The organism is Pseudomonas sp. LBUM1640, from assembly GCF_059716225.1.
In genome coordinates this window covers 3,050,699-3,076,876 of sequence record NZ_CP166816.1, presented here as the reverse complement: position 1 = coordinate 3,076,876, position 26,178 = coordinate 3,050,699, and the positions used below count along the sequence as shown (strand labels likewise).

Here is a 26,178-nt window from a genome sequence, read left to right as displayed (position 1 = left end):
AGTCGTCGAACGCGAGCTGTCAGCCCATGAACCACGGCATCAAACTTGAACCTCGCACGATCTCCGTGCCGCAATCGATCAGCCCCCAAGCCCAGGCGACTCTCCATCGCCTGGTCGGCGCCGACGGCGTGCCTCTCAACGCGCTGCACGCGATGCCTCCCCCTGCGGACCATGACGGCTGGCGCGTTCTGCAAACCGCCGTCGCCCAGAACTACGCCAACGCCGGGCAAGCCGCGGCCCTGCGGGCCAGCCTGCACACCCTCAACGTCGAAAACGCCACCGTGCACGTCGCCACCCCCGCAACTGCCACATCCTTCGCCTATATCGACCTGCACGGTGGTGCGCTGGTGTTCGGTGGCGGCGAGAACTGCCGCATCGCTGCTGGCAAACAAGCCGACCTGCACGACGTGATCTGCTACGGCGTGGACTACCGCATGCCACCCGACCATCCCTACCCCGCAGCGCTGGATGACTGCCTGGCCACCTACCGCCACGTGCTCAAGCATCACGCGCCGGAACATATCGTGATCGGCGGGCGTTCGGCGGGCGGCAACCTCGCGGCGGCCATGGTATTGCGCGCCCGTGACGAAGGCTTGCCGTTGCCAGCGGCGCTGGTGCTGCTGTCGCCTGAAGTCGACCTCACCGAGTCCGGCGACAGTTTCCAGGTAAACCGCACCGTTGACGTGGTGCTGCCCAACCCACTGATGAACGTGAATCTGCTGTATGCCAACGGCGCGGACTTGTCCCACCCGTACCTGTCGCCGCTGTTCGGCGATTTTACGCAGGGCTTCCCGCCGACGTTCCTGCAAAGCGGCACGCGGGATCTGTTCCTGTCCAACACCGTGCGCCTGCACCGCGCCTTGCGCCAGGCGCGGGTGCCGGCGCAGCTGCATGTGTTCGAGGCCATGCCCCATGGCGGTTTCATGGGCGCGCCGGAAGATGCGGAGCTGGCCGCCGAGATCGCCGATTTTGTGCGCGAGCAACTCCGGCGGGGTTGACACATCCCGTCACATCCGCTGAAGATGAAAGCCTTATTCAGGGTGTTCCCGCGCATGTCTGCATCGTCTTTCGTTAACCTTTGCGTTATTGGCTTGATGGCCAAGGCGCAAGGTTGCGTGGCGCACGCCCTCAAATCGAAGAAACAGTCGCTCATGTGACCGGGGCGCGCTGTCCCGTCAGATGAGCTGACAGGACATTGAGCGCGACGGACCTCCCTCCCTTTGCACAATCCCTCTGCCCTTCTGACGGTGACTTAAGCGGTCAACCATCAGGAGAAAGTGCATGTCATCGTTTCAAGGTATCTGGGTTCCCGTGGTCACGCCGTTTCATGACGGCGCCATCGACTTTATCGGCCTGCGCCGGCTGGTCAGCCACCTGCTGGAAAAGCACGTGGCCGGGATCATGGTGTGCACCACCACCGGCGAAGCCGCTTCGCTCAGCCGCCAAGAACAGTTGGCCGTGCTCGATGCGGTGTTACAGCTGGCGCCCGCGCACCGCGTGGTGATGGGCCTGGCGGGCAACAACCAGATTGAACTGCTGCAGTTCCAGGGCGAAATCCTCAAGCGCCCGCTGGCCGGTTTGCTGGTGCCGGCACCGAGCTACATCCGCCCTTCCCAGGCTGGCCTTGAAGCGTTTTTCCGCACGGTGGCCGATGCCTCCAGCGTGCCGATTGTGCTGTATGACATTCCTTACCGTACCGGCGTGACCTTTGAACAAGCCACGCTGCTGAACATCGTCAAGCATCAACGCATCGTCGCGATCAAGGACTGCGGCGGTAACCTGGCGACCACCTTGGCGCTGCTCGCCAGTGGCGAGGTGGATGTGCTGTGTGGCGAGGACATGCAGATGTTCAACGCGCTGTGCCTGGGCGCCAGTGGCGCGATTGCGGCCTCGGCGCATGTACGTACCGAGGACTTTGTGGCGCTGTGCCAGCAAGTGCGGGATAACCAACTGAGCGAAGCCCGGGCAACGTTTTTCAACTTGATACCACTGATCAGCACGCTGTTTATGGAGCCCAACCCGGCGCCGGTGAAGGCTGCGTTGGCGCTGGAAGGGTTGATCAGCAGTGAGTTGCGCGCACCGATGCAAACGGCCAGCACTGCGGTGATAGAGCGCTTGCAGCAGGTTTCAAGGCGCGGCGAATAACCGTCAACACCCGCTCATGCGCCAAAAAAAGACATCCAACGGACCGCCCGGTTGCGACCGGCGCGATCCCGGCCTATGTTCCAAGCCATGCTTTACATTTTTGCTGTCCCCCTTCCTACGCCTATACGTACCCAGGTGACAACATGCCCACGCTTTCCCGTCCCGCCGTACTCGAACTGATCGGCAATACGCCGCTGGTCAAGGTCAGCCGTTTTGATACCGGCCTGTGCACGCTGTTTCTCAAGCTTGAATCGCAAAACCCCGGTGGTTCGATCAAGGACCGCATCGGCCTGGCGATGATCGACGCCGCCGAGCGCGACGGCCGCCTGCGCCCCGGCGGCACCATCATCGAAGCCACCGCCGGCAACACCGGCTTGGGCCTGGCGCTGGTCGGCCGGGCCAAAGGCTACCGCGTGGTGCTGGTGGTGCCCGACAAAATGTCCACCGAAAAGGTGCTGCACTTGAAGGCCATGGGCGCCGAGGTGCATATCACCCGCTCCGACGTCGGCAAGGGCCACCCCGAGTATTACCAGGATATGGCCGCGCGTTTGGCCAAGGACATTCCCGATTCCTTCTTCGCCGACCAATTCAACAACCCGGCCAACCCGCTGGCCCACGAAACCAGTACCGCGCCGGAGATCTGGGCGCAAACCCAGCATGATGTGGACGCGATTGTGGTGGGCGTCGGTTCGGCCGGCACCCTCACCGGCCTGACCCGCTTCTTCAAACGGGTGCAACCGGACTTGGCCATGGTATTGGCCGACCCGGTGGGCTCGGTGATGGCTGAATACAGCCGCAGTGGCAAGATGCAAACCCCAGGCTCGTGGGCCGTAGAGGGCATCGGCGAGGACTTCATTCCCTCGATTGCCGACCTGTCCAGCGTGCGCCACGCCTATTCCATCAGCGATGAAGAAAGCTTCGACCACGCCCGCCAATTGCTCAAGGCCGAAGGCATTCTGGGCGGTTCGTCCACCGGTACCCTGCTCGCCGCCGCCTTGCGTTATTGCCGCGAGCAGACCGAGCCCAAACGCGTGGTCACCTTCGTCTGCGACACCGGCACGCGCTACCTGTCCAAGGTCTACAACGACCAGTGGATGAACGACGCGGGCCTGCTGCACTACAAACACTACGGCGACCTGCGCGACTTGATCTCCCGCCGCTTCGAGGATGGCCGCGTAATCAGCGTCGGCCCCGATGACACCTTGCTTACAGCCTTCCAGCGCATGCGCCTGGCCGACGTGTCGCAACTGCCGGTGCTGGTGGATGGCCAGAAGCTGGTCGGCGTAATCGATGAGTCCGACATTCTGTTGGGGTTGCATCACGACGCCGCAGACTTTTCCATGCTTGTCGCCAGCGCCATGTCCGACACCTTGCAAACCCTGGCCCCGAGTGCCAGCCTCGCAGAGCTGCAGGCGGAACTCGATCGCGGCCTGGTCGCCATCATTGCTGACGACTCAGGCTTCCATGGCCTGATCACTCGCGTCGACCTGCTTAATCACCTACGGAGATCCCTTGCATGAGTCAGCCTGATAAAAGCGCCTTTGCCACCCGCGTGATCCACGCCGGGCAATCACCCGACCCGACCACGGGAGCGCTGATGCCGCCGATCTATGCCAACTCCACCTATTTGCAAGACAGCCCCGGCGTGCACAAGGGCTTTGACTACGGTCGCTCGCATAACCCGACGCGTTTCGCCCTGGAGCGTTGCGTGGCCGACCTTGAAGGCGGCAGCCAGGCATTTGCCTTTGCCTCGGGGCTGGCGGCGATTTCCACCGTGCTGGAACTGCTCGATGCCGGCGCGCATATCGTCTCCGGCAATGACCTGTACGGGGGCACCTTCCGCCTGTTCGACAAGGTGCGCCAACGCAGCGCCGGGCACCGCTTCAGCTTTGTCGACTTAAGCGACCTGTCGGCGTTTGAAGCGTCGCTGCAAGACGACACGCGCATGGTCTGGGTCGAGACCCCGAGCAACCCGCTGCTGAGCCTCACGGACCTGAGCGCCATCGCACGCATCTGCCGCGACCGCGGCATCCTCTGCGTGGCCGACAACACCTTCGCCAGCCCGTGGATCCAGCGTCCGCTCGAGCTGGGTTTCGACATCGTGGTGCACTCCACCACCAAATACCTTAACGGCCACTCCGACGTGATCGGCGGCATCGCCATCGTCGGCCACAACCCTGAGCTGGCCGAGCGCCTGGGTTTCCTGCAAAACTCGGTGGGTGCGATTGCCGGCCCGTTCGATGCCTTCCTGACCCTGCGCGGCGTGAAAACCCTGGCGCTGCGCATGGAGCGCCATTGCAGCAATGCCCTGGATTTGGCCACCTGGCTGGAACAGCAGCCGCAAGTCTCGCGCGTTTACTACCCAGGCCTGCCGTCCCACCCGCAACATGAGCTGGCACGCAAGCAAATGCGCGGTTTTGGCGGGATGATTTCAGTCGACCTGAACAGTGATCTGGCGGGCGCAACACGCTTCCTGGAAAACGTGAAGATCTTTGCGTTGGCCGAGAGCCTCGGCGGCGTCGAAAGCCTGATCGAACACCCGGCGATCATGACCCATGCCAGCATTCCAGCGGCGACGCGGGCGCAGCTGGGCATTGGCGATGGCTTGGTGCGGCTGTCGGTGGGTGTTGAAGATGTGGAAGACCTGCGGGCCGACTTGGCGCAGGCGTTGGCGCTGATCTAACCCAAACCGCCCTGACAACGAAGATCCAAATGTGGGAGCTGGCTTGCCTACGAAGGCGGCGTATCAGTCACTGGATATATAGACTGACCCACCGCTTTCGCGAGCAAGCCCGCTCCCACATTAGGTGTAGCGTCACCCTTTAAATAATGTTGCCACCCGCAGGTTTGGCAGTGGCGCTGACCTAAAGCCAGGTCTCGGTCAAATGTGGGAGCTGGCTTGCCTGCGAAGGCGGCGTATCAGTCACTGGATATATAGACTGAACCACCGCTTTCGCGAGCAAGCCCGCTCCCACATTAGGTCTAGCGTAACCCTGAATAATCTTGGCACCCGCAGGTTTGGCACTGGCGCTGACCTAAAGCCAGGTCTCGGTCAAATGTGGGAGCTGGCTTGCCTGCGAAGGCGGCGTATCAGTCACTGGATATATAGACTGAACCACCGCTTTCGCGAGCAAGCCCGCTCCCACATTAGGTGTAGCGTCACCCTTTAAATAATGTTGCCACCCGCAGGTTTGGCAGTGGCGCTGACCTAAAGCCAGGTCTCGGCCAAAGGTGGGAGCTGGCTTGCCTGCGAAGGCGGCGTATCAGTCACCGGATATATAGACTGACCCACCGCTTTCGCGAGCAAGCCCGCTTCCACATTAGGTCTAGCGTCACCCTGAATAATCTTGGCACCCGCAGGTTTGGCAGTGGCGCTGACCTAAAGCCAGGTCTCGGTCAAAGGTGGGAGCGGGCTTGCCTGCGAAGGCGGCGTATCAGTCACCGGATACATAGACTGACCCACCGCTTTCGCGAGCAAGCCCGCTCCCACATTAGGTCTAGCGTAACCCTTTAAATAATGTTGCCACCCGCAGGTTTGGCAGTGGCGCTGACCTAAAGGCAGGTTTCGGTCAAATGTGGGAGCTGGCTTGCCTGCGATGCAGGCACCTTGGTGTTTCAGATGTACCGAGGTGATGCTATCGCAGGCAAGCCAGCTCCCACAGGGTTTTACGCGTCAGGCTGAGGTGATGTTGGCGCGTGCCGAGTGCAGCTTTTTATAGCTGTCGATCAAGCGCAAATGCCGGTCCAGGCCTTCCAACTTCATGCTGGTCGGCGTCAAGCCATAGAAACGCACCGTGCCGTTGACCGAGCCGATCACCGCGTCCATGCGCTCGTTACCAAACATGCGACGGAAGTTGGCCTCGTAATCCTCGAGTTCCAAGTCCTCGTCCAACTGCATCTCCAGCACCGCATTCACCGCCTGGTAGAACAGGCCACGCTCAGCGGTGTTGTCGTTGTACTGCAGGAACATCTCCACGCACTCTTTAGCCTCTTCGTATTGCTGCAAGGCGAGGTAGATCAGCAGTTTCAACTCGAGGATGGTCAGCTGACCCCATGCGGTGTTGTCGTCGAATTCGATGCCGATCAAGGTGGTGATGTCGGTGTAGTCGTCCAGCTCGCTCTCCACCAGGCGCTCAGCCAGTGCCTTGAGCTCGTCTTCACTGAGGCTGTGCAGGTTGAGGATATCGGCACGGAAAAACAGCGCCTTGTTGGTGTTGTCCCAGATCAGATCGTCCACCGGATAGATTTCCGAGTAGTCCGGCACCAGGATGCGGCAGGCCGTTGCGCCGAGGTGCTCGTACACCGCCATGTAGGACTCTTTGCCCATACCTTCGAGAATGCCGAACAAGGTCGCGGCTTCCTGGGCGTTGGAGTCTTCACCGTGGCCCGAGAAATCCCACTCGACGAATTCGTAATCCGACTGGGCGCTGAAGAAGCGCCACGAGACCACACCGCTGGAATCGATAAAGTGTTCGACGAAGTTGTTCGGCTCGGTCACTGCGTGGCCTTCGAAGGTCGGCTGCGGCAAATCGTTCAAGCCTTCGAAGCTGCGGCCCTGGAGCAGTTCAGTGAGGCTGCGCTCCAGCGCCACTTCCAGGCTTGGGTGAGCGCCGAACGAGGCAAATACGCCGCCGGTGCGCGGGTTCATCAAGGTCACGCACATCACCGGGAATTCACCGCCCAGCGACGCATCCTTGACCAGCACCGGGAAGCCTTGGGCTTCCAGGCCTTGAATACCGGCGAGAATCCCCGGGTATTTGGCGATCACTTCAGCGGGTACGTCCGGCAGCGCGAATTCGCCTTCGATGATTTCGCGTTTCACCGCGCGCTCGAAAATCTCCGACAGGCACTGCACCTGGGCTTCAGCCAGGGTATTGCCCGCGCTCATGCCGTTGCTGAGGTAGAGGTTTTCGATCAGGTTGGACGGGAAGTACACCACCTCGCCATCGGACTGGCGCACGAATGGCAAAGAAACAATGCCGCGTTCTTCATTACCCGAGTTGGTGTCGTACAGGTGCGAGCCGCGCAGCTCGCCATCGCGGTTGTAGATTTTCAGGCAGTAGGCGTCGAGGATTTCAGGCGGCAGCTCATCGTTGCGGCCCGGCTGGAACCAACGCTCATCCGGGTAATGCACGAACGGCGCGTTGGCCAGTTCCTCACCCCAGAACTGGTCGTTGTAGAAGAAGTTGCAGTTGAGCCGCTCGATAAACTCGCCCAATGCCGACGCCAGCGCGCCTTCCTTGGTTGCGCCCTTGCCGTTGGTGAAGCACATCGGCGAGTGTGCATCGCGGATATGCAGCGACCACACGTTGGGCACGATATTGCGCCACGAGGCGATTTCAATCTTCATGCCCAGGCCGGCGAGGATGCCCGACATGTTGGCGATGGTCTGCTCCAGCGGCAGGTCTTTGCCCGCGATGTAAGTGCCTGCCTCTGAAGTAGAATCAGGCATCAGCAACGCCTGGGCATCGGCGTCGAGGTTTTCCACCTCTTCAATCACGAATTCCGGTCCGGCCTGCACGACTTTCTTCACGGTGCAACGGTCGATGGAACGCAGGATGCCCTGGCGGTCTTTGTCGGAGATGTCCGCCGGCAACTCGACCTGGATCTTGAAGATCTGGTTGTAGCGGTTTTCCGGGTCGACGATGTTGTTCTGCGACAGGCGAATATTGTCCGTGGGGATATTGCGCGTTTCGCAGTACAGCTTCACAAAGTACGCCGCACACAACGCCGACGAAGCCAGGAAGTAATCGAACGGCCCCGGTGCCGAACCATCGCCTTTGTAGCGAATCGGTTGGTCGGCAATTACCGTGAAGTCATCGAACTTGGCTTCAAGCCGAAGGTTGTCGAGAAAGTTGACCTTAATTTCCATGCGGGCACACCAGAATAACGAGCTAAACAAATTGGCCGCCATTATGAAGATTTTCGCCGGGAAGTCTCAGGGTTTTCCGAATGGCCTGCCGATCGGTGCTAACGTTTCCCTCAACCTAACGCCGAAGCCATGCGCCCATGTCCATCACCGATAACCTCCTCGCCTTCACCTTCGCCGCCACCCTGCTGACCCTCACGCCTGGGCTCGACACCGCCTTGGTGCTGCGCACTGCCACGGTCGAAGGCAAGCGCCAGGCGCTGCATGCCACACTGGGCATCAACGCCGGCTGCCTGTTGTGGGGCGCGGCCGTGGCCTTTGGGCTGGGCGCGTTGATTGCAGTGTCGGAGGTGGCGTTCAACCTGCTCAAGTATTGCGGTGCGGCTTACCTGGCCTGGCTGGGTATGAACATGCTGTTGCGGCCGCGCCGCTCACTGTCGTCGGTTGAGGCCGATGGCAAGCCCAGCGGCAACTGGTTCCTCAAGGGCATGCTGGGCAATGTGCTGAACCCCAAGGTGGGGATTTTCTACGTGTCGTTCCTGCCGCAGTTTATCCCCCAAGGCCATTCATTGATCGCCTGGACCTTCGGCCTGGTGAGCATTCATGTGGTGCTCGGCCTGGTCTGGTCGCTGCTGTTGATCGGCGCCACCCGGCCGCTGTCCGGGTTCCTGCGCCGGGAACAGGTGATCCAGTGGATGGACCGCACCACCGGCCTGATCTTTGTGTTGTTTGCCGCGCGCCTGGCGTTCAGCAGGCGCTGAGTGCAGGCTGTTTAGCCAACAGCACCCACGCCACCACCAACGACATCGCCACCGCGACGGCACCCGCCAGGTACACCGACGCCACGCCCGCAGCACCGGCCAAGGCGCCGGCCAGCGGGCTGCTGATGCCCAGCGCAATATCGAGGAACGCCACGTACGCGCCCATGGCCAGCCCACGGGTTTGTGGCGGCGCGCGCTTGATCGCCTCCACGCCAAAACCCGGGAATGCCAGCGAATAACCGAAGCCGGTCAACGCCGCGCCCAGATAGGCCATCTCCGGTGAACCTGCGCGCCAGATCAGCAACTGCCCCGCCGCTTCGATCACCACGCACACCAGCGCAACCCTGGCACCGCCGAGTTTGTCCGGCAAGTGCCCGAAGAAGATCCGCGCGCCAATAAACGCCAGGCCAAATGCCGTGAAGGCGAACGACGCATTGCCCCAGTCCTTGGACGCAAACAACAGCGCGATAAACGCGGTGATCACCCCAAACCCGATACTCGAAAACGCCAGCCCCAGGCCCGGCAACCACACCGCACCGAGCACCGTATAAAAGGAGGTGCGCCGCAGACTGGTGGGCGCGACGCCCTTGGCCCCCGCCACAATGGCAAACGCGAACAGTGGCAACAGCATCGTCGCGACACAGATGCCACTGAAGCCCCACTGGCTATTGATCGCCACGCCCAAGGGCGCACCCAGCGCAAATGCGGCATAGATCGCAATGCCGATCCAGGCCATGACCTTGCCGGCATTTTGCGGCCCGACCAGGCCCATGCCCCAGCCCATGGAACCGGTGACAATCAGGCTTTCGCCCAGCGCCAGCACCACACGCCCGGCGAGCAGGACCCACACCGACAACGCCGGGGTGTCGACAAAGGCCAGCGACGCCAGGTACAGCACCCCGGAGCTGGCCGCCACCAGCATGCCGATCAACAGGGCAAGCTTGGGCCCACGCATGTCGGCAAAATTGCCGGCCCAGGCCCGCGACAGCAATGCTGCGGCGAACTGCGCACCGACCAAGCCGCCGACCACGACCGTGCTCATGCCCAGCGTGTGGTTCAGGTGCAACGGCAGCACCGGCAACTGCAGGCCGATGATCAGGAAACCGACGAACACCGCCAGGGTGATCGGCAGCAGTTTCAGCACGACATTTTGATTCATGAAAACCGCCTGTCAGAGGGTGAAGTAATCAGTTTGATCGAGGTCTGTCAGCAAGTCCGGCCCGCTGGGCGCCCAACCGAGCAGGTCGCGGGTTTGCGCGCTGGGGGCGGCCATGTCGGCCCCGGCCATCATCGCGAACCAGCCGGTGGCTCCCGTGACAAATACGTGCATAAAGGTCGCTCCTGTCAGCGCAGGCGAATCGAAAGTTCGATGTCATCGGCAAACGGCACGGACAGATAGCCGTTCGCAGGCTCGCGCACGTGCGCCAGGTATTGCGGGCAATAGTCAGTGTTGTCGGCCACCACCAGCGCGCCGGGCCGCAGGTGTTTTTCAACCAGGTTCAGCACGTCGCCATATAAAGCCTTGGCGCCGTCCAGCAGCAACAGGTCGACGGCCTCAGGCAAGTCGCTGGCCAGCGTCACGAGTGCATCGCCTTCACGGATGTCGATCAGCTCGCTCACGCCGCCTTCGATGAAATGCTCGCGCGCCAGGGCGATTTTTGACGGCTCGAACTCGCTGCCAATCAGCACACCGCCGCCGTTGTCGCGCAGTGCGGCGGCCAGGAACAAAGTGGACAGGCCAAACGAAGTACCAAACTCAACAATAGCCCGCGCTTTGCTGCTGCGTGCCAGCATGTAGAGCAAGTTGCCGGTGTCGCGGGAGACCGGCAGCCACAGGTCTTTGAGCAGCGTGTAGAGCTCAAGGTAGTCGGTTTTGCTGTGCATCAGGCGGTCACGCTCTTCGCCCGATACGCTGTTGATGATCGGGCTGGTGGCCGCATTGGCTTGTGCGTAGAGGCGTTCGATCAGGGGCGCCAGTGGCGCAGTGGTCAGGGTCGTCATGATTGATTTCCGTCAAGGTGGGGCTAACATGCGACTAATCCGTCGCATTAAAAGTATGCGAGTGATTCGTCGCATTCGCTATTCGCGTTAGCCCCGCCGCTGGAGCCCCAGATGACAACCCGCCAGACCGCCCGTATTTCCTCACGCAAACAGCCACAACAGGCGCGTTCCACCGAACTGGTGGCGGCGATCCTGGAGGCGGCTATTCAGGTTTTGGCCAAGGAAGGCGCCACGCGTTTCACCACCGCGCGGGTGGCGGAAAAAGCCGGCGTGAGTGTAGGGTCGGTGTATCAATACTTCCCCAACAAGGCGGCGATCCTGTTTCGCTTGCAGAGCGATGAGTGGCAGCAGACCACGCAGATGTTGCGCCGCATCCTGGAACAAACCGACATCGCGCCGCTTGAACGTCTACGCACCTTAGTGCATGCGTTTATCCATTCCGAATGCGAAGAAGCGCAGATGCGTGTAGCCCTCAACGACGCCGCGCCGTTGTACCGCGATGCGCCCGAAGCCGTGGAAGTACGCGCGGCAGGCCAGCAAGCATTTGAGACGTTCATGCTTGAATTACTGCCCCACGTGCCTGAACAGACGCGCGCACTGGCCTGCGATTTGATCCTGACCACGCTCAGTTCGGTGGGCAAGGATTTTTCCGGCAGCCCGCGAACAACCCGCGAGATCGAGGCGTACGCCGATGGCATGGCGGACATGTTTCGCGCCTACGTGACTGCGCTCAATCAACCCTGATTGTTTAACAAAGCCATAACTGAAGGTACACAAACGGCGATTGAACGCGACCGCGCGCGATGGGAGCATCGGCAACCATGATTTCGCTATTGCGTGTGTTCCGTCGCCACCTGCAACCTTCCTTCCCGAAGGTGCAGGCGCGTCCCTGCGAAAATCCACTGTTCAATATCATCCTGGCCTTCTGGGCGCTGTGGCATTGCCGTCATGCGCGTCCGCCCGATGCACACCTCTGATTAATCCGAAACGGCCTCGCCGACATTCATTTATCAGAAGGATCACACCATGACCGCAGCCATGCGCCCGGCCATCGGTGCTGCCCAGCGCAGCGCCTCGTATTACACCGCCAGCCTCAATGACGCCACCCACTACCCGACGCTGCACGGCCAGGTCAGTGTTGACGTGGTGATTATCGGCGGCGGCTTTACCGGCGTCGCCAGCGCCGTCGAGCTGGCCGAACGCGGGCTCAAGGTCGCGATTGTCGAGAGCAATCGCATCGGCTGGGGCGCCAGCGGGCGCAATGGTGGGCAAGTCACCGGCAGCCTGTCGGGCGACGAGGCTATGCGTGAGCAAATGCGCAGCCGCCTGGGCGCTGAGGTCGACGATTTCATCTGGCACCTGCGCTGGCGCGGCCATGAAATCATCGAGCAACGGGTCCACAAGTACGCGATTTCCTGCGACCTCAAGCACGGCCACTTGCATGCCGCGATGAAACCCGCGCACCTGCACGAACTGCGCGCCTTTCACGACGAAGCGCAACGGCGTGGCATGGGCGATCAGGTCAGCCTGCTCGATCAGGCCGGTGTGCGTCAGCAGCTGGGCAGCGAGCTGTACCTGGGCGCACTGAAAAATACCCGCAACCTGCACCTGCACCCGCTCAATCTCTGCCTGGGCGAAGCGCGCGCGGCGCACAGTCTGGGCGCGTTGATTTACGAGAACTCCGAAGTGCTGGAAATCGTGCATGGCGACCGGCCGGCAGTGGTCACAGCCCTTGGCCGCATCGACGCGCGCCAAGTGCTGCTGGCCGGCGACGTGTACCACACGCTCGAACCCAAACAGCTCAAGGGCAAGATCTTCCCGGCCATGGGCGGCATCGTCACCACCGCGCCGCTGGGCGAGCTGGCGCAGCAAATTAACCCGCACGACCTGGCGGTGTACGACTGCCGGTTTGTGCTCGACTACTACCGCCTGACGGGGGACGGACGCTTGCTGTTCGGCGGCGGCGCCAACTATTCCGGGCGCGATTCACGCGACATCGCAGCCGAGCTGCGCCCGTGTATCGAGCGCACGTTCCCGGCGCTCAAAGGCGTGGACATCGAGTTCCAGTGGAGTTGTGCGATGGGCATTGTGATGAATCGCATCCCGCAGCTGGGCAAGCTGTCGGATAACGTCTGGTACTGCCAGGGCTACTCGGGGCACGGCATCGCCACCAGCCACATCATGGGCGAAATCATGGCTGAAGCACTGACCGGCACCCTGGAAAAGTTCGACACCTTTGCGGGGTGCAAGCACATCAAGGTGCCGCTGGGCGACGTGTTCGGCAACCCGATGCTGGCGGTGGGCATGTGGTACTACCAGATGCTCGAGAAGCTGCGCTGAGCGTTTTGTTTGCCAGTCAGGTTTCAATGGCTATTCACTCGCGCTTCTCAAGCCTGGTTTAAAATCGCAGCCTTGGTTGCGATCTACCAAAGTGACACTACGCTAAACATAGGTCTGCGGGCAGCCGTTCGGGAAAGTGCCGATTCGCCAGGGCGGATTTCAATAAGGAACCATTGAAATCGGGTGAACGACTGTGAAAAACATCACGTTAGTATCGAGCGTACTGTTCTGTGCCTTATTGACCAGCGGCTGTGCCGTGAATCGACAACTTGAAACTCGCGTAGTGTGGAGTTCGAGTTGTATTGGTGAAGTGCAGGGAACAGACACCAGTCGCAGTCTCTTCCTTGGGGCTGTCGCGGTAGCCCTTGTTCCCAAATTGGTCGAAGGCGCGGTTGACTCCGCGGCCACGGCGTTGAAAAAGGCGGGCGAACGTGCCGAGTTGGCACGCTCAAGTGGCCAGGTGCTGAGCCAACCTTATGCGGTAAGCGCAGATGCTGACCTCAATATCTCGCCAGAACACGGTTGCCTGATTGTCGCCAGGGGCCAATTTGCACCGCAGACGCCCTCTGACCAAAAAAAAGCTCCAACAGGCAGTCAAGCCGTAGCCGAACTGAAAAACTATGTGCTGATTTATCAGGCAACGGTTCAGGCATTGAAGGGTGAGCCCTACTTCCAGTTGGTCCCCTACCGTCTTAAAGTTGGCACCTTCGAAGGATCATCCTTCTGGTCACCCAAGCACCGCGATTTCAATATTGCCCTGTCTCTCACCACCCCCGGAGGTGACAAGCCGTTCGCGTCGACTGTCCTCACGTTCGAAAACATTCCGGAAAACCTGGATGAGGGCGCGAATAGTTGGGTGCTTGCAGACAAGACAACTGCGCCACTGCCACTGCCCCCATTGCCCGAATCAGGTAAGAAGGCGCAGGCCAAGCAAGAGGCGTTTGTGGCGCCGTATATCCTGGCCAACTCCGTGCAGGCCAGCCTGGCAAAACCTTCACCCTCACGGCCAGAGCTACCGTCGAACCCGCTGGCTTCAAAAGACATCCAGTTAAAGATCGATAGGTTGTGCAAGGACGTGCAGGCCTACAACAAGGTCTATCCGAAAAGCCCGATCTCCGACCCTCAGTGTGCCTACGCCAGCACGCTTGCACGCAGCGAAGTCGACAAAGCGATACTCGCCAAACAGTCCCCCAAAGCGCTGGAAGGGTGGGCAAACGCTGTTTGTCATTCCCCGGAATGCGGGAATCGGCCTGAACCCCCAGTTAAAGCGCAAGCCAGGTTCGGCTACATGCTGATGAATGCCTCGATTGTCGAATCGAGGCAAGGCAACAAGTTCGCGGCGTTTCTTGGCGATGCTTTAGGGGGTGCCAAAGGCGATATCGCGAAAGCCGCCACACAGCAGATCATTCCGTCCCAGAGGCAGGCGGTAGAGGATGCCGAGGACGCGGCCAAGCGGACGGCGCACCATACGACAATTCTTGCCGACCTTACGGTCACGCAATCTGAGCAGCAACTTGCCGAGCTGCTTGCTGAAGTCCCAGCGCCTGCGGGATCGGATGTCACGCAATCGCGAGCCTCACTGATCAAGGCCAAAATCGCGGCAAACGACGCGTATCGCACCGCGGACCTGCCGCTTCCCTATCCGGAGCTTCAGTAATGAACCGCCGCGCAGGGTTGGCAATCCTGATATTGCTGCTACTCATGGCGGGCTCCGACAGTTGGGCGGCGCCCCCGCTGCCCAATGGGCCGAGCCTGCTCTCCACCGCCAAACCGGATATCTACCAGGGCGATGAAGCCCAGGCCTACAACAGCCTTTGGCAGGTTGCCCTGGTGTATCGCTCACTGCCTCATGTGGAGGGGCTATTCTGTGGCGGCACGGTGATTGGCGGGCAATGGGTATTAACCGCCGCGCATTGCTTCTATAACCCGACCACCTGCGAACAGACCGTCAAAATCATCAATTTCTATGTGGCACATGGCAGTGTTTCCCTGGGTAAGCGGGTTCAACTGGAGTCTGCAGAAAAAGTGATATTTGCGCCAAACTGGGACTGCAGGACCAGGCGTGGGGATGTGGCGCTCGTCAAACTGAGCCAAATAATCGAATTGCAAACGGTGAAGCTGGCTGATTCAGCCGAGTCTGAGTTGATTCTGAAACCGAACGCACCCGCATTGATATCCGGTTGGGGCATCACTGAACTGGGTACGCGCTCAGTGGATTTGATGGAAGCACCTATTAAGATCGTCGACTTCACTACGTGCAGCAAAGCCTACAAAGAAGCACTTCCTGATAAAACGGTATGTGCAGGCGACGGTGTTCACGACAGCTGCACAGGCGACAGTGGAGGCCCCTTGTTTATCCGCTCAAAAAACGGCCAGGCCACTCAGTTGGGTGTCGTCGGCTTTGGCCGGGGTTGCGCGAAGAAGGAGTTTCCCGGGGTGTACGCGCGGGTCGCGGACTACAAAGAGTGGATAACGACGCAAACATCACCGAAATGCACCGCGGCCGATATAGAGGCCAGGCGGTGTTGAAGTTTCAAGGGTGTTTTTATCGCGCACGGTGATCAGTGCGGGGGCCCATTCGCCGGGGGCCTCGGGCACCTCCGGGAACAGCACTTCGACCAGGTACTGGCCGCTGGGGTCATTGACCGACACCGAGCGTGGTTCTAGGAAGGCGTGTGGCTGGGCATCGGCGTCAACAACCACCCAGCAGGTCGATAGCGCGATCAACTGGCGGTGACGTTCGACGCTCATCGTGGTGGTGTCGCCAGCCAGATCAAGCCGTCGATACGGCGGAACACTTGGGCGGCGCTCAGCTCAACGCGCCGCAGCAGCGACGCGTCATCGGGTAGAGCAAGACGAATGTGGGCGAGTATGGACTCGCTTAATAGATCGATGTTCTTCAACGTACGACTCACCCCAGAGACAACAACCCAAGCATTCTTGCTGATATCTGGCGCCGCAGTGTAAAGGCAAACGGCGCCCGCTTTCGAACAAATCCCTGTTTGCGCCCACGCATTCGCTGCTATGTTTAGCTCCTGATCAGCAAAAGGCCATGCCATGGAACCGTTAGCGACAGATGCAGCTTTGCTGATCATTGACATGCAGCAAGGCATGAACGACCCGAAGCTTGGGCGCCGCAACAACCCGGATGCCGAACGGCACATCCAGCAGCTTCTGGGCGCCTGGAGGCGATCTCAACGTCCCGTCATCCATGTGCGGCACATATCTCGCACCCCAGGCTCGGTATTCTGGCCGGGCCAGCCAGGCTGTGAATTCCAGCAGGCGCTGGCGCCGCTCAAACATGAACACGTGGTGGAAAAAAACGTCCCGGATGCGTTCACCGCCACTGGCCTGGAACGCTGGCTGCACCTGCGTTCGATCAAGCAGCTGGTAATCGTCGGGGTGATCACTAATAACTCCGTGGAGTCGACCGCACGCTCCGCCGGCAACCTGGGTTTTGATGTGATCGTGGCCGCAGACGCCTGCTATACGTTTGATCAAACCGATTTATCGGGGCGGCTCTGGCTTGCAGAGGAGGTGCATGCGCTGTCCTTGAGTAACCTGGCGATGGACTACGCTCGGGTGATCGAAACGGTCGACATTCTCGCCAGCGCTTAAGCTTTAAAAACGCCCGCCTTCACCAGCATTTCAATCAACCCCTCGGGCCATACCGTCTCCTCGGTCAAGCGCAGCGCCTGGGCGGACCACCAGTGATGGTCTGCCATCACCTGCGTCTCTTCCAACGTCCACTCGGCCCTGGACAGTGCCTCGCTGGCGGCGTGAACGATGAAGTAGTGCTCAATCGCCAACACCGTCTCGCCACTGGGCAGCATCAGCGCAAAACTGCGCTCGGCCACAGGCTCGCCCACGGCGCTGACCACAATGCCGGTTTCTTCGCGCAGTTCACGCAGGGCGGCCGCGTGGAAGGTTTCGCCCGCCTCGACGCCGCCGCCAGGCGTGGCCCAGTAATTCCTGCCGGCCAGTGCGCCATCTTTATGCACGAACCTGAACAGCAGGACTTCGCCCGTGGGGTTTATAACCAATAACCGTGACGCTTTGCGCTCGCGCATTGGCGCTACTCCTTGTTTGTATGGGTTTGCAAATAGGCTTTGAGCAGCAGCGTGGTCTGTTGCTCAAGCCCCGCTTCGAATGCAGGCGACGCGTTCCCTTCGAGCAGGGTCCGCACCGGGCCGACGATAGCGCTCAGGGCAATGCCCGCGGTCAGGATCGGCGCGTCGAACTGCGCATCCGGTGCTGTCTCCAGCATGGCGGCGATCACCGCCACCATGCGCGTGTTGATGCGCGCGACCAACTCGGCGCCGCCCCGCTCGCCCGCAATCGCATATAACGCCTTGGAAACGCCCTGGTCGCGCAACTTGGCGCTCACCAGCGCCGTCACCAGGCCGGACGCCATCTCGGCCACCGGCATGCCTTGATGACGGCTACAGGCCAACTCGACAGCCTCGGCCACCCACTCCAAATGTTTTTGCAGCACGGCGGCCAGCAGCGCATCGCGGTTCGGGTAGTACTGATAGAGACTGCCCACCGACATGCCTGCGCGCTCAGCCACACGGGTCGTGGTACAGCGGATCAGGCCCTGCTGGGTCAAAACCTGAAGGGTTGCCGTGTGCAATGCCTCGACGGTGGCGACCGAGCGCGCCTGAACCGCTGATTTTCTTGGTTTTAACGTGGTTTTGACGGTGCTCATGGAATGCGAATTCCAATATCTGAAGGATCCTTCATATTAAAGCCTTACTCAGATGACGCAAGGGTGACAGCAATGACGGGCTTGGCAAACAGCGGCACATTCACCTTGGGCGACCGCCAGGTCAACCGCATCGGTTACGGCGCGATGCAACTGGCCGGCCCCGGCGTATTCGGCCCGCCCAAGGATAGTGCGGGCGCATTGGCGGTGCTGCGCGAGGCTATCGCCGCCGGCGTGAACCATATCGACACCAGTGATTTCTACGGGCCGCATATCACCAATCAGCTGATTCGCGAGGCGCTGCACCCGTACCGGGACGACCTCACCCTCGTCACCAAGATCGGCGCGCGCCGTGACAACGAAGGCGGCTGGCATGCCGCGCCGTCCAAGCAAGAACTGACACAGGCCGTGCATGACAACCTGCGCAACCTCGGGCTGGACGTACTCGACGTGGTCAACTTCCGCGCGTCCCATAACCTGATGGGCCCCGGCGAAGGTTCCAACGAAGCGCCATTGACCGTGCTGGCCGAGCTGCAACAACAAGGGTTGGTGCGCCATATCGGCATCAGCAACGTGACCCCGACTCAGGTGGCCGAGGCGCGCAAAATCGTCCAGTTCGTGTGCGTGCAGAACCTCTACAACATCGCCCATCAGCACGATAACGCGCTGATCGACGAACTGGCCCGCGATGGCATCGCTTACGTGCCGTTCTTCCCGCTGGGCGGTTTCACTCCGGTTCAGTCATCGACGCTGACGAATGTCGGCCAACGACTGTGCGTGACACCCAAGCAATTGGCGCTGGCATGGCTGCTGCGACGCTCGCCGAACATTTTGCTGATTCCCGGCACCTCGTCGGTGGCGCATTTACATGAAAACCTGGCCGTCGGCGAACTGGAATTATCCGATGAGACATTCGCTGAGCTGAGTGCCATTGCGGGCTGAAACATACGTTACACGGGCGCCCCGGCTTCGACGCGGAGTGCCCTTTCACCCAGTCGCTCTACCAGCCTCACCAAATAGCCGTCCGGGTCCTGCACCAGAAACTCACGCTGCCCGACCTCGACCTCGCCAGCCCTGTACCACACCTCCTGGCTCGCCTTGAACAAGGGATACGCCGCCGCGTCCAGCCGTTGAATCACTGGCAGTACCGCCGCCACGTCAATCTGCAGATTCATGCCGCGCCCGAATGGCCGCGCAAGCGCGGCGGTCAGCCATTGGTTGGCGAGCGGGTCGACCTGCTCAAGCATCACCTGGGCGCCATCCAGGTCAAGGTAGGCAAAGCCGTCTTCCAGGCGTTGGTAAGCGACCTTGAAGCCTACCAACGTCACCCAGAATTCGAGGCTGTCACTCAGGTTGCTCACCATCAGTTCCGGGACCAGCTTGTTTCTGTGCATCATCCTGCGTTCCTTGTGGATGTCAGCAACTGCGCGATCTTCGTACGCAGCTCGCCGTGTTGTGCTTCTGCGTAAGGCGTGGCGGTCTTCCAGTCATAGAACCAGACGGGCATCTTGCGCTTGTCCTCCGGCTCCGTGGCGTAGCGAGGAAAGACATGGCAGTGCAACTCCGGCTCGGAGTTACCGAGGATCTCGTAGTTCATGCGCAACGCGCCAGTCGCCGCCAGCACTGCGTCACCAAGGCGGGCCATATCGAGCAGATAGATCGCGCGGGCTTCGGCATCCAGGTCATTCAAACTGGCAACCACCGGGTCGGGCAACAGCAGGCAGTAACCGGGCAGAAATTGCACATCGCCCATCACCGCCCAGCCCGAGGCCATGCGGCAAATGACCTTATCGTTGGCGCCGTTGCGGGCCAGTGCAACGCGTTGTGAAATCAGTGGCATGCAGTGTCCTTAATGATGATGTGCAACTCAGGCGAGCGAACATAACGTTGTTTCGGCAGGCTTAGCCATGTTTACTAACCTCACACGTTCCACCACAGGACATTGACCGATGCGAATCACCTGCCTGCACACGGCGCACAGCAACGTCGCGGTGTTTGACGCTGCTGCTCAAGCACTCGGCATAGGGCCCGATGTACTGCGCCATGCAGTGCGGCCCGACCTGCTCGCCGCCGCAGAACAGGCCGGTGGCCTGACCGTGGAGATTACCAACGCGACAATCTCGGCACTGCGCCTGCTGGCTGTTGAGGCCGATGCGGTGGTGCTCACCTGCTCAACCTTGGGGCCGGCGGTTGAAGAGCTTTCGACAAGCCTGAAGGTGCCCATTTTACGCACCGATGAAGCGCTGGCCGCAGCAGCAGTTCAGGCAGGTGGCAACATCGCCGTCTTGTGTGCTGTGGAGAGTACCTTGGCGCCTACCTCTCGCCTGTTCGAGCACGCCGCGTCGGTGAATGTGCAACTGGTGTCAGGCGCCTGGGCGCTGTTCAAGGCGGGCGACCTCGACGGCTACCTGAGTGCCATCGCCAACGCGGCAGACCGCGCCTATGTGGACGGCGCGTCTGTCGTGGCCCTGGCCCAGGCCTCCATGAGTGGCGCCGCCGCACGGGTCACCGCAGGCCCGCCGCCCCTCACCAGCGCAACTGCAGGCTTGAGTGCCGCCGTGCAAGCCCTCCACAATCGTCGATAACCCGCTGCAAATGAATCGCCACCGCCTTAGCAAACCGGCGCTTCGGCGTTTTCGTCTCAGGTTGATGCTGCCCAACAGGGCTGTATTTCGAGCTTCGAGCATCTTGTGTGCCATGCCCGTCGGGGGCGCACCGTCAGCGACAAGTGCCTGGCCCAGCGTGCGTTACGCGAAGAACAGGTGTCGCTCGCGGTAGGCGCTTCAGCTGTTCAGTCCACCTTGCGCCACCATGGCGCGCCATGCCTGAACGCTCGGCCGCAGGTCCATCCTGGCATGCCATGCATGCAGCGCCACGCATTCCTCGGGTATCGGCGAGGCGAATATCAACCCGCCCAGTACCGCAATGTCAGCCGTTGAAAACACGCTGATCACGCCCATCAGTTCGACCTCGGCGCGGCCAGCCCCAGGCCGACTTGCAGCAGGTAGCCTTCCAGCCGTTCGAGCGCGGCTGAGGACACGAACGCGCCGATGTAGCCGTCAGGGCGTACCAGCACCCAATCCCCAACGACCAGCTCATACGCGCGTTGCAACTGCCCATGCTCATCCACGAGCTCGCACTGCGGGCCGATGTGATGAATGTGCAACCCAGGCCGAGGTGCCACCGCGCCGGGTGTGACGCCATAGCCCAGCAGCGTCCAATGCGCGCCTTTGTACAGGTCGAACACGCGCAGCGCTTGGCCGCTGGCACCGCGCAGTTGCGCATCCGGCGCGCGGTCACCCGCCAGCAGGCGGCCGCTGCGCTCGGCGTGCTCCAGTGCCAGTGATGAGTGCGCGTAGCCGATGTCCAGTTGATGCACTTCCCTGCCCCGGCGCATGTCGCCACGCTGCAGGCCGTCGAGCAATTTGGTCGACAAGCCCAGCACCGCAGCGGCTATCGGGCGCCGCTCTTGCTCGTAACTGTCGAGCAGCGTTTCAGGTGCGCCGTTGGCCACGGCCGCCAGTTTCCAGCCCAGGTTGTAGGCGTCCTGCACGCTGGTGTTGAGGCCCTGGCCACCGGTTGGCGGATGGATATGCGCAGCGTCGCCGACCAGAAACACCTGGCCGACACGGTAGTGATCGGCCAACCGCGCATTCATGTTGTAGGCCGAGGCCCACGACACCGACTGCACTTGAATATCATCGCGCCCGGTGCGATCGGCCAGGATTGCCGTCAGCCCTTCGGCGCTGAGATCGACCGCAGCCTGCAGCGGGATCGGCGCCTGGATCTGGAACAGCTCGGTGCCGGCCAGCGGGCACACGGCGATCTGCCGGAGCATGTCGCCTTCGCCGAAACGGTGCCAGTAGTCTGCGCAAAGGCCGGACAACTGCACATCCGCGACCAGTGCACGCACGCCCAGGGTCTTGCCGGGGAAGCCGATATCCAGGGCGTGACGCACAAAACTGCGACCGCCATCGGCGCCTACCAGCCAGCTCACGCGCACAGATTGTGTGCCGGTGTTATCGGCCAGCTGCACGCTGACACCCTCGGCGTCCTGCTCGAACGCCACCAACTCGCACGCAAACTCCGGCGCGTGGCCCAGCTCAAGCAAGCGTTCGCGCAGCACGCGTTCGGTGAGAAATTGCGCCACCATCAACGGGTGTTGATACGGCTCGGCCGCCGTCGGCGCGTTGTGTTCAATGGAGTTGGTCTCGTTGTAGCTGCCGTCGTCGCGGTAGCGCCGCTCAGTCGGATAGACTCCACCCACAGCGAACAGGCGATCCAGAATCCCAAGGTCTTCGAACAGTTCCTGAGACCGCGGCTGAATGCCCTTGCCCCGCGAACCGTGAAAAGGCTCGGCGTTTTTCTCGACCAGGCGAAAGCTGATACCACGGCGTGCCAGGTCAATCGCCAGGGTCAAGCCGGCCGCACCGGCACCGCAAATCAGTACATCGACAGCGCATTGCTCGTTCATACTGGATCACCTATATGTGCAATACGCACATATTAAGATGGAGAAACACCGTGTCAAGAAAAAGCGTGCAAAACGCACATATAAGCGCGCAACTGCGTGACCTGCATGATTCGCTGGTGGAAATTGTCGGGGTGATGAACCGCCCCCAGCGTGACGAGGCGATGGTGCGCGAGGCCGGGATTTCCCTGGACCGTGCGCTGTTTCCGCTGCTGGTGCTGGTTGAGCGGCTCGGCCCGATTGGCGTGGTCGAACTGGCCGACCGCGTGGGCCGCGACTACACCACCGTCAGCCGCCAGGTGGCGAAACTCGAAAGCCTGGGCCTGATCCTGCGCCAGGAAAGCGCCGTGGACCGCCGCGTGCGCGAGTCGGTCATCACCGAAAAAGGCAAGGCCATGACCGACCGCGTGGATGACGCCCGTGAACGCATGGGCGTGTCGATCTTCTCGACCTGGGACGAAGGCGATGTCGAAAACCTGGTGCGCTTGATGCGCAAGTTCGCCGCGGACATCAAGGACGATTCGATACTGGCGACCCAAGATATACGCTGACCCACCTCAGATCAGCATATCGACACAGATATCGCGGCTTTCAGGGGTTCGCAAACTTCTGTAAATGACGCAGAGCCGAACACGTTCATACGCCAATCGTATGAGCCTGCAACTGCGCAACCAACTCCGTGACCAGCGGGTTGGGCCGCTCGCTGTTCCAGGCCACGGCGGTGGTGACCACATTGAGTTTTTGGGTCAATGCGCGCATCACCACATTGCTCGGCGCCAGTTTCTTCAACGACGCCGGCACCAGCGCAATGCCCTGGCCGCAGCTGACAAAGGCGATTTGCGAGGCCACCGAGCGCACCTCATGCAGGTCGATGTCGCCCGCCTCCAGGGCGGGCACGGCCTCGACACTGTCGATCTCGCGCACTGACACGGTGAGGTGCGGGTATTGCTGCTTAAGTGAGTTGATCAGGCCCGGCAGTACATCGAACATCGCCGTGGAGATCGCGCCGATAGTGAGCATGCCCGACTGCCCCGCCACCGCCTCTTCCACCGCCAGCTCCAGGCGTTCGAGCTGCTCGGCGAACGTGCGCACCGCCGGCAAAATGGCCGCGCCCACCGGCGTAAGCTTGGCGGCGCGGCCGAAGTTCTGTTCTTCGGCGACGGCGAGGAACAGTCAGAGGTGGCGAATCAGGCGGAAGTTAATCATAGGCTCGGCGTATGCATGATGAGTTTGAACGCCAATATACCTATCTATGCCTGCGGTAAAACCATCCAGCTCACAAAGGCCTGCAGCCGCGTGGAAAAGGCCGCGCGTTCGGCACTCGGGTTGCGCGCCTCAAACAGGAAGTAGGCGATCTGAATGCGCATCGTCGGGTAATGCTGCACGAACAACGCGACGTGCTCTTCAAGGCTGTGTGGCCAGCCTGAGGCATCTGCCGCCCTCAAGGTGTGCGTCGCCCGAATCAGCTTGCGCGCCGCTTCGCGTTGCAGGCGATGGCGTTGCTGTTCAGTGCTGGCATGCTCGATGCGCGCAAGATAGGCCGTAAGCACCTGTTCGAAGTCGCCATTGAGCGCCATGGCGATGTCTCGCGACGGCGCAAATCGCTCGAAGCGCAGTGAGAGGTCCTCGCCCCACACGCACCGGCAATGATGCTTGAGCCAAAAGCCCCAGCGGTTAATGTTCTCGGGCGCCAGCACCTCGGCGCGGTGGCCGATATCGAAGTCGATCTTGGTCACGCGCGCCTGCCGTTGCTCCAGCGCCTGGCGCAGCCGCTCCAACTGCTCAAGCACCTGCGCAGTGGGCGGGTCGCCGAGTACCAGCGTGAGATCAAGGTCGGAGTCGCCGGGGCTGGCATCGCCCCTGGCAACGCTGCCATACAGATAAAGGCTGTGCAGCCCCAAACCTGCCTGCGCAAGCGTCGCACATACATCGGCCAGCAACGGCTGGAACTCAGGCTGCAGGGGCGCATCGCCTACGGTGAGTACAAAACCGTGCGCATCAACACCTTGAACGGCGCTCATGGGCGATGCACTTCAATCACCAAACCTTCGGCCTCACTCGGCACACAGAAGTGCCGGGTGATCAGCTCAAATTCGGCATCGGTTGCGGCAAAATCATGCTCGCCCAGGGCATTGCGCGCATGCAGGCGCGCGCGGCAGGTGGCATCGTCCAACTCGAGGTAATGCAGGCAGTGCGGCACCTGAGCCGTCTGCGCCAGGCCGAGCAGCCATTCGCGATTGGCCAGTGTGTTGGCAGGGAAATCCAGCACCACGTTGACGCTCGATTGCAGCAGGTTGATCACCAGCGGCCCCACCACCCCGCGAACACGCTGGGCGCAGCGCAGGTAATCGGCAATCGACAGGATCTCGGCGGGATACAGCTGCGCGAGCCAATGGTCTTCGCTGAGCACGACGGCGGCGTGCTCAACGGCCAGGGTGTTAGCCAGGGTGGATTTGCCGGAGGCGATCTTGCCGCACAGCAGGTGCAGGGTTGGCATGGAGCGGGTCCTTTTGTAGAGCCATCGAGCATTAATGCCAGCCCACTAATAGAGCAGGCAACCATTAACCTGTGGCGAGGGAGCTTGCTCCCGCTGGACTGCGTAGCAGTCCCATTTTGCAGGGCCACTTCGCGGCCCAACGGGAGCAAGCGCCCTTGCCACAGTCATGGCATCAGCCGCCAAGCATGGCATTTTTTCAGGCCGAACGATGTTGCCAATACTCATAAAATGCCAGCGCCGCGACGTTCTTGTCCTTGGCCTCGAGCATGATGTCGAAACGGTCGAGAAACTGCAGCGCGTAATCGTTGGTCCAGCGGTTCCACATCTGCGCGCTGTGGGCATACAGGTCGCGCTTGGAGACTACTTTCAACAACGCGTCCATCTCCAGCTTGTGCTCGGCGTCGAAACCCAGTGCTTGCAGGCTTTCCTGGGGCTGGGAGTAATGCATCGTGGGGCGCACGCCGCGCCAGCTGTCGATCACGCGGGCGACGCGTGGCGAATCGGGGTCGATGTATTCGTCTTCGTTGATCCAGCAGTGGTGGATGTCCAGCACCACTGGCGCCAGGTCGGCCACTTGCAGGCAGTGGTCCAGGCCGTAAGTCTTTTCGTCGTTCTCGAAAGTGATGCAGTTGCGCGCCACCTCCGACAGGCGTGACCACACGGCACGCGTGCCTTCAACGCCCAAGCGGCCGGCAATGTGCACGTTGCACTTGAGGTCCTGGAAGCGTCGGCCGTAGCCCATCATGCGGATCATGTCGGCGTGGTATTCGAACTCGGCCACACTGTTTTCCACCACGCCGGGGTTTTCCGAGCCCAGCACGCAGTACTGCCCTGGGTGGAATGACAAGCGAATATCTGAGGCGCGCGCCAGCTCGCCGATGGCCGCAAACCCCTCGATCAACTGGCGTTGGATCGCGGGGTCTTTGTACACGCCAGCGACTTTCGGGTGGCTGTAGAACGGCAACAGGTCGCTGCTCAGGCGCAGCATGCGCAACGTCGGCGGCAGCTCGGCAACGTAGGCCAGCAGGCGCAATTGGGCCGCGAGGTTATGCGTGATGATCTCGACCAACTTGTCGCGGGCCACTGACGGCGCCACGCCTTCCAGCCAACGCAGCGTGGTGGTGCGCGGGTTGAACGGGCCCTCAATCAACTTCAAGGCGCTGGCCGAAAGCTGACGTTCGGAATGCTTGTACTGGCAGACGAAACCGATGCGCGGGTGAGTCATAACAATGCCTGGCAGGGACAAAGGGCTGGATGATACGCCGTTAGGCTCAGGCCTACCCAGCGGGTTCATAATATTTCGACACGAAATACCCTGAACTTTCTGACAAACGCTGTGCTCCTTTCCTATGCGCTGCCCCGACCCCAGGGGCGTTGTACAACAAGGAG

General features: G+C 61.1%; 29 protein-coding genes and 1 pseudogene. 14 read left to right on the top strand and 16 right to left on the bottom strand.

Annotated elements, in window-relative coordinates:
* The first annotated feature begins 26 nt into the window (after nt 1-26).
* The 4 genes from ACA065_RS13890 to ACA065_RS13875 all read left to right on the top strand — a co-directional run bounded on the left by ACA065_RS13890 (nt 27) and on the right by ACA065_RS13875 (nt 4,828).
* A complete protein-coding gene (locus tag ACA065_RS13890; RefSeq protein WP_497694998.1) occupies nt 27-998 on the top strand; it encodes an alpha/beta hydrolase in 972 nt (323 codons plus the stop codon).
* A 283-nt stretch (nt 999-1,281) separates the two neighbouring features.
* Nucleotides 1,282-2,145 (top strand): 4-hydroxy-tetrahydrodipicolinate synthase, encoded by an 864-nt coding sequence (dapA, locus tag ACA065_RS13885; protein ID WP_497694997.1) that lies wholly within the window; start codon nt 1,282-1,284, stop codon nt 2,143-2,145.
* A gap of 143 nt (nt 2,146-2,288) precedes the next feature.
* Complete coding sequence (locus ACA065_RS13880; protein ID WP_497694996.1) at nt 2,289-3,665, top strand: pyridoxal-phosphate dependent enzyme; 1,377 nt, start codon at nt 2,289-2,291, stop codon at nt 3,663-3,665.
* The gene (locus ACA065_RS13875) at nt 3,662-4,828 is read left to right on the top strand and encodes a cystathionine gamma-synthase (protein ID WP_497694995.1); all 1,167 of its coding nucleotides are present in this window, start codon (nt 3,662-3,664) and stop codon (nt 4,826-4,828) included. Before ACA065_RS13880 ends, ACA065_RS13875 begins: the two co-directional genes overlap by 4 nt.
* Before the next feature lie 990 nt (nt 4,829-5,818).
* Here ACA065_RS13875 and ACA065_RS13870 read toward each other — a convergent pair.
* On the bottom strand, nt 5,819-8,017 hold the full coding sequence (locus tag ACA065_RS13870; protein ID WP_497694994.1) for an OsmC domain/YcaO domain-containing protein: 2,199 nt from the start codon (nt 8,015-8,017) through the stop codon (nt 5,819-5,821).
* Between the two features lie 137 nt (nt 8,018-8,154).
* On the opposite strand from ACA065_RS13870, the gene ACA065_RS13865 reads away from it, so the two are divergent.
* On the top strand, nt 8,155-8,775 hold the full coding sequence (locus tag ACA065_RS13865) for a LysE family translocator (RefSeq protein WP_497694993.1): 621 nt from the start codon (nt 8,155-8,157) through the stop codon (nt 8,773-8,775).
* Here ACA065_RS13865 and ACA065_RS13860 read toward each other — a convergent pair.
* Genes ACA065_RS13860 through ACA065_RS13850 form a run of 3 tightly spaced genes read right to left on the bottom strand, consistent with a single transcriptional unit; the run spans nt 8,762 to nt 10,776 of the window.
* Nucleotides 8,762-9,934 (bottom strand): arabinose transporter, encoded by a 1,173-nt coding sequence (locus ACA065_RS13860; protein WP_497694992.1) that lies wholly within the window; start codon nt 9,932-9,934, stop codon nt 8,762-8,764. The two genes, ACA065_RS13865 and ACA065_RS13860, sit on opposite strands and share 14 nt — an antisense overlap.
* A gap of 12 nt (nt 9,935-9,946) precedes the next feature.
* Nucleotides 9,947-10,105, bottom strand: coding sequence for a hypothetical protein (locus ACA065_RS13855; protein ID WP_497694991.1), 159 nt, complete (start codon nt 10,103-10,105; stop codon nt 9,947-9,949).
* A gap of 14 nt (nt 10,106-10,119) precedes the next feature.
* Complete coding sequence (locus ACA065_RS13850; RefSeq protein WP_497694990.1) at nt 10,120-10,776, bottom strand: O-methyltransferase; 657 nt, start codon at nt 10,774-10,776, stop codon at nt 10,120-10,122.
* Nucleotides 10,777-10,887: 111 nt separating this feature from the next.
* On the opposite strand from ACA065_RS13850, the gene ACA065_RS13845 reads away from it, so the two are divergent.
* The 5 genes from ACA065_RS13845 to ACA065_RS13825 all read left to right on the top strand — a co-directional run bounded on the left by ACA065_RS13845 (nt 10,888) and on the right by ACA065_RS13825 (nt 15,645).
* Nucleotides 10,888-11,520, top strand: a complete 633-nt coding sequence (locus ACA065_RS13845; RefSeq protein ID WP_497694989.1) for a TetR/AcrR family transcriptional regulator — start codon at nt 10,888-10,890, stop codon at nt 11,518-11,520.
* A gap of 77 nt (nt 11,521-11,597) precedes the next feature.
* Nucleotides 11,598-11,753, top strand: a complete 156-nt coding sequence (locus ACA065_RS13840) for a hypothetical protein (protein ID WP_497694988.1) — start codon at nt 11,598-11,600, stop codon at nt 11,751-11,753.
* Nucleotides 11,754-11,802: 49 nt separating this feature from the next.
* Nucleotides 11,803-13,116 carry an NAD(P)/FAD-dependent oxidoreductase gene (locus tag ACA065_RS13835; protein WP_497694987.1) on the top strand — a complete coding sequence of 438 codons (1,314 nt, stop codon included), beginning with the start codon at nt 11,803-11,805 and terminating at the stop codon, nt 13,114-13,116.
* 193 nt (nt 13,117-13,309) lie between these two features.
* Nucleotides 13,310-14,773 (top strand): hypothetical protein, encoded by a 1,464-nt coding sequence (locus ACA065_RS13830; protein ID WP_497694986.1) that lies wholly within the window; start codon nt 13,310-13,312, stop codon nt 14,771-14,773.
* Nucleotides 14,773-15,645, top strand: coding sequence for a serine protease (locus ACA065_RS13825; RefSeq protein ID WP_497694985.1), 873 nt, complete (start codon nt 14,773-14,775; stop codon nt 15,643-15,645). Before ACA065_RS13830 ends, ACA065_RS13825 begins: the two co-directional genes overlap by 1 nt.
* Here ACA065_RS13825 and ACA065_RS13820 read toward each other — a convergent pair.
* Both ACA065_RS13820 and ACA065_RS13815 read right to left on the bottom strand, forming a co-directional pair.
* Nucleotides 15,601-15,867 carry a hypothetical protein gene (locus ACA065_RS13820; RefSeq protein WP_497694984.1) on the bottom strand — a complete coding sequence of 89 codons (267 nt, stop codon included), beginning with the start codon at nt 15,865-15,867 and terminating at the stop codon, nt 15,601-15,603. The genes ACA065_RS13825 and ACA065_RS13820 overlap by 45 nt on opposite strands.
* Nucleotides 15,864-16,031 carry a hypothetical protein gene (locus tag ACA065_RS13815; protein ID WP_497694983.1) on the bottom strand — a complete coding sequence of 56 codons (168 nt, stop codon included), beginning with the start codon at nt 16,029-16,031 and terminating at the stop codon, nt 15,864-15,866. The genes ACA065_RS13820 and ACA065_RS13815 overlap by 4 nt, the downstream gene beginning before the upstream one ends.
* A gap of 142 nt (nt 16,032-16,173) precedes the next feature.
* On the opposite strand from ACA065_RS13815, the gene ACA065_RS13810 reads away from it, so the two are divergent.
* Complete coding sequence (locus ACA065_RS13810) at nt 16,174-16,734, top strand: cysteine hydrolase family protein (RefSeq protein ID WP_497694982.1); 561 nt, start codon at nt 16,174-16,176, stop codon at nt 16,732-16,734.
* Here ACA065_RS13810 and ACA065_RS13805 read toward each other — a convergent pair.
* Together ACA065_RS13805 and ACA065_RS13800 are read right to left on the bottom strand one after the other, a co-directional pair.
* On the bottom strand, nt 16,731-17,186 hold the full coding sequence (locus tag ACA065_RS13805; protein WP_497694981.1) for an NUDIX hydrolase: 456 nt from the start codon (nt 17,184-17,186) through the stop codon (nt 16,731-16,733). The genes ACA065_RS13810 and ACA065_RS13805 overlap by 4 nt on opposite strands.
* A gap of 5 nt (nt 17,187-17,191) precedes the next feature.
* Nucleotides 17,192-17,824, bottom strand: coding sequence for a TetR/AcrR family transcriptional regulator (locus ACA065_RS13800; protein WP_497694980.1), 633 nt, complete (start codon nt 17,822-17,824; stop codon nt 17,192-17,194).
* Nucleotides 17,825-17,896: 72 nt separating this feature from the next.
* Between ACA065_RS13800 and ACA065_RS13795 the strand changes: the two genes are divergently transcribed.
* Nucleotides 17,897-18,763: an aldo/keto reductase family oxidoreductase gene (locus ACA065_RS13795; RefSeq protein ID WP_497694979.1), complete on the top strand. Its 867-nt coding sequence runs from the start codon at nt 17,897-17,899 to the stop codon at nt 18,761-18,763.
* Nucleotides 18,764-18,771: 8 nt separating this feature from the next.
* Here ACA065_RS13795 and ACA065_RS13790 read toward each other — a convergent pair whose 3' ends face one another.
* Together ACA065_RS13790 and ACA065_RS13785 are read right to left on the bottom strand one after the other, a co-directional pair.
* Nucleotides 18,772-19,218 (bottom strand): bleomycin resistance protein, encoded by a 447-nt coding sequence (locus ACA065_RS13790; protein ID WP_497694978.1) that lies wholly within the window; start codon nt 19,216-19,218, stop codon nt 18,772-18,774.
* Nucleotides 19,215-19,661: an HIT family protein gene (locus ACA065_RS13785; RefSeq protein WP_497694977.1), complete on the bottom strand. Its 447-nt coding sequence runs from the start codon at nt 19,659-19,661 to the stop codon at nt 19,215-19,217. Before ACA065_RS13785 ends, ACA065_RS13790 begins: the two co-directional genes overlap by 4 nt.
* Before the next feature lie 109 nt (nt 19,662-19,770).
* Between ACA065_RS13785 and ACA065_RS13780 the strand changes: the two genes are divergently transcribed.
* On the top strand, nt 19,771-20,406 hold the full coding sequence (locus tag ACA065_RS13780; RefSeq protein WP_497694976.1) for an aspartate/glutamate racemase family protein: 636 nt from the start codon (nt 19,771-19,773) through the stop codon (nt 20,404-20,406).
* A gap of 198 nt (nt 20,407-20,604) precedes the next feature.
* On the opposite strand, the pseudogene ACA065_RS13775 reads toward ACA065_RS13780, so the two are convergent.
* A pseudogene (locus ACA065_RS13775) lies at nt 20,605-20,763 on the bottom strand (glutathione S-transferase); the annotation flags it as partial.
* A gap of 17 nt (nt 20,764-20,780) precedes the next feature.
* Nucleotides 20,781-22,295, bottom strand: coding sequence for an FAD-dependent oxidoreductase (locus tag ACA065_RS13770; protein ID WP_497694975.1), 1,515 nt, complete (start codon nt 22,293-22,295; stop codon nt 20,781-20,783).
* Nucleotides 22,296-22,345: 50 nt separating this feature from the next.
* Here ACA065_RS13770 and ACA065_RS13765 point away from each other — a divergent pair, with 50 nt between their 5' ends.
* Nucleotides 22,346-22,843 (top strand): MarR family winged helix-turn-helix transcriptional regulator, encoded by a 498-nt coding sequence (locus tag ACA065_RS13765; RefSeq protein ID WP_497694974.1) that lies wholly within the window; start codon nt 22,346-22,348, stop codon nt 22,841-22,843.
* An 85-nt stretch (nt 22,844-22,928) separates the two neighbouring features.
* Here the strand turns inward: ACA065_RS13765 and ACA065_RS13760 are convergent, their stop codons facing one another.
* From ACA065_RS13760 to ACA065_RS13745, 4 genes are all read right to left on the bottom strand, one after another.
* Entirely contained in the window at nt 22,929-23,465 is a 537-nt protein-coding gene (locus ACA065_RS13760) for a LysR family transcriptional regulator (RefSeq protein ID WP_497695347.1), read from the bottom strand.
* A 77-nt stretch (nt 23,466-23,542) separates the two neighbouring features.
* The gene (locus ACA065_RS13755) at nt 23,543-24,313 is read right to left on the bottom strand and encodes a nucleotidyltransferase domain-containing protein (protein ID WP_497694973.1); all 771 of its coding nucleotides are present in this window, start codon (nt 24,311-24,313) and stop codon (nt 23,543-23,545) included.
* Nucleotides 24,310-24,789, bottom strand: a complete 480-nt coding sequence (locus ACA065_RS13750; RefSeq protein WP_497694972.1) for a P-loop nucleotide/nucleoside kinase family protein — start codon at nt 24,787-24,789, stop codon at nt 24,310-24,312. The genes ACA065_RS13755 and ACA065_RS13750 overlap by 4 nt, the downstream gene beginning before the upstream one ends.
* 196 nt (nt 24,790-24,985) lie before the next feature.
* Complete coding sequence (locus ACA065_RS13745; protein WP_497694971.1) at nt 24,986-26,014, bottom strand: UV damage endonuclease UvsE; 1,029 nt, start codon at nt 26,012-26,014, stop codon at nt 24,986-24,988.
* Nucleotides 26,015-26,178 lie beyond the last annotated feature (164 nt).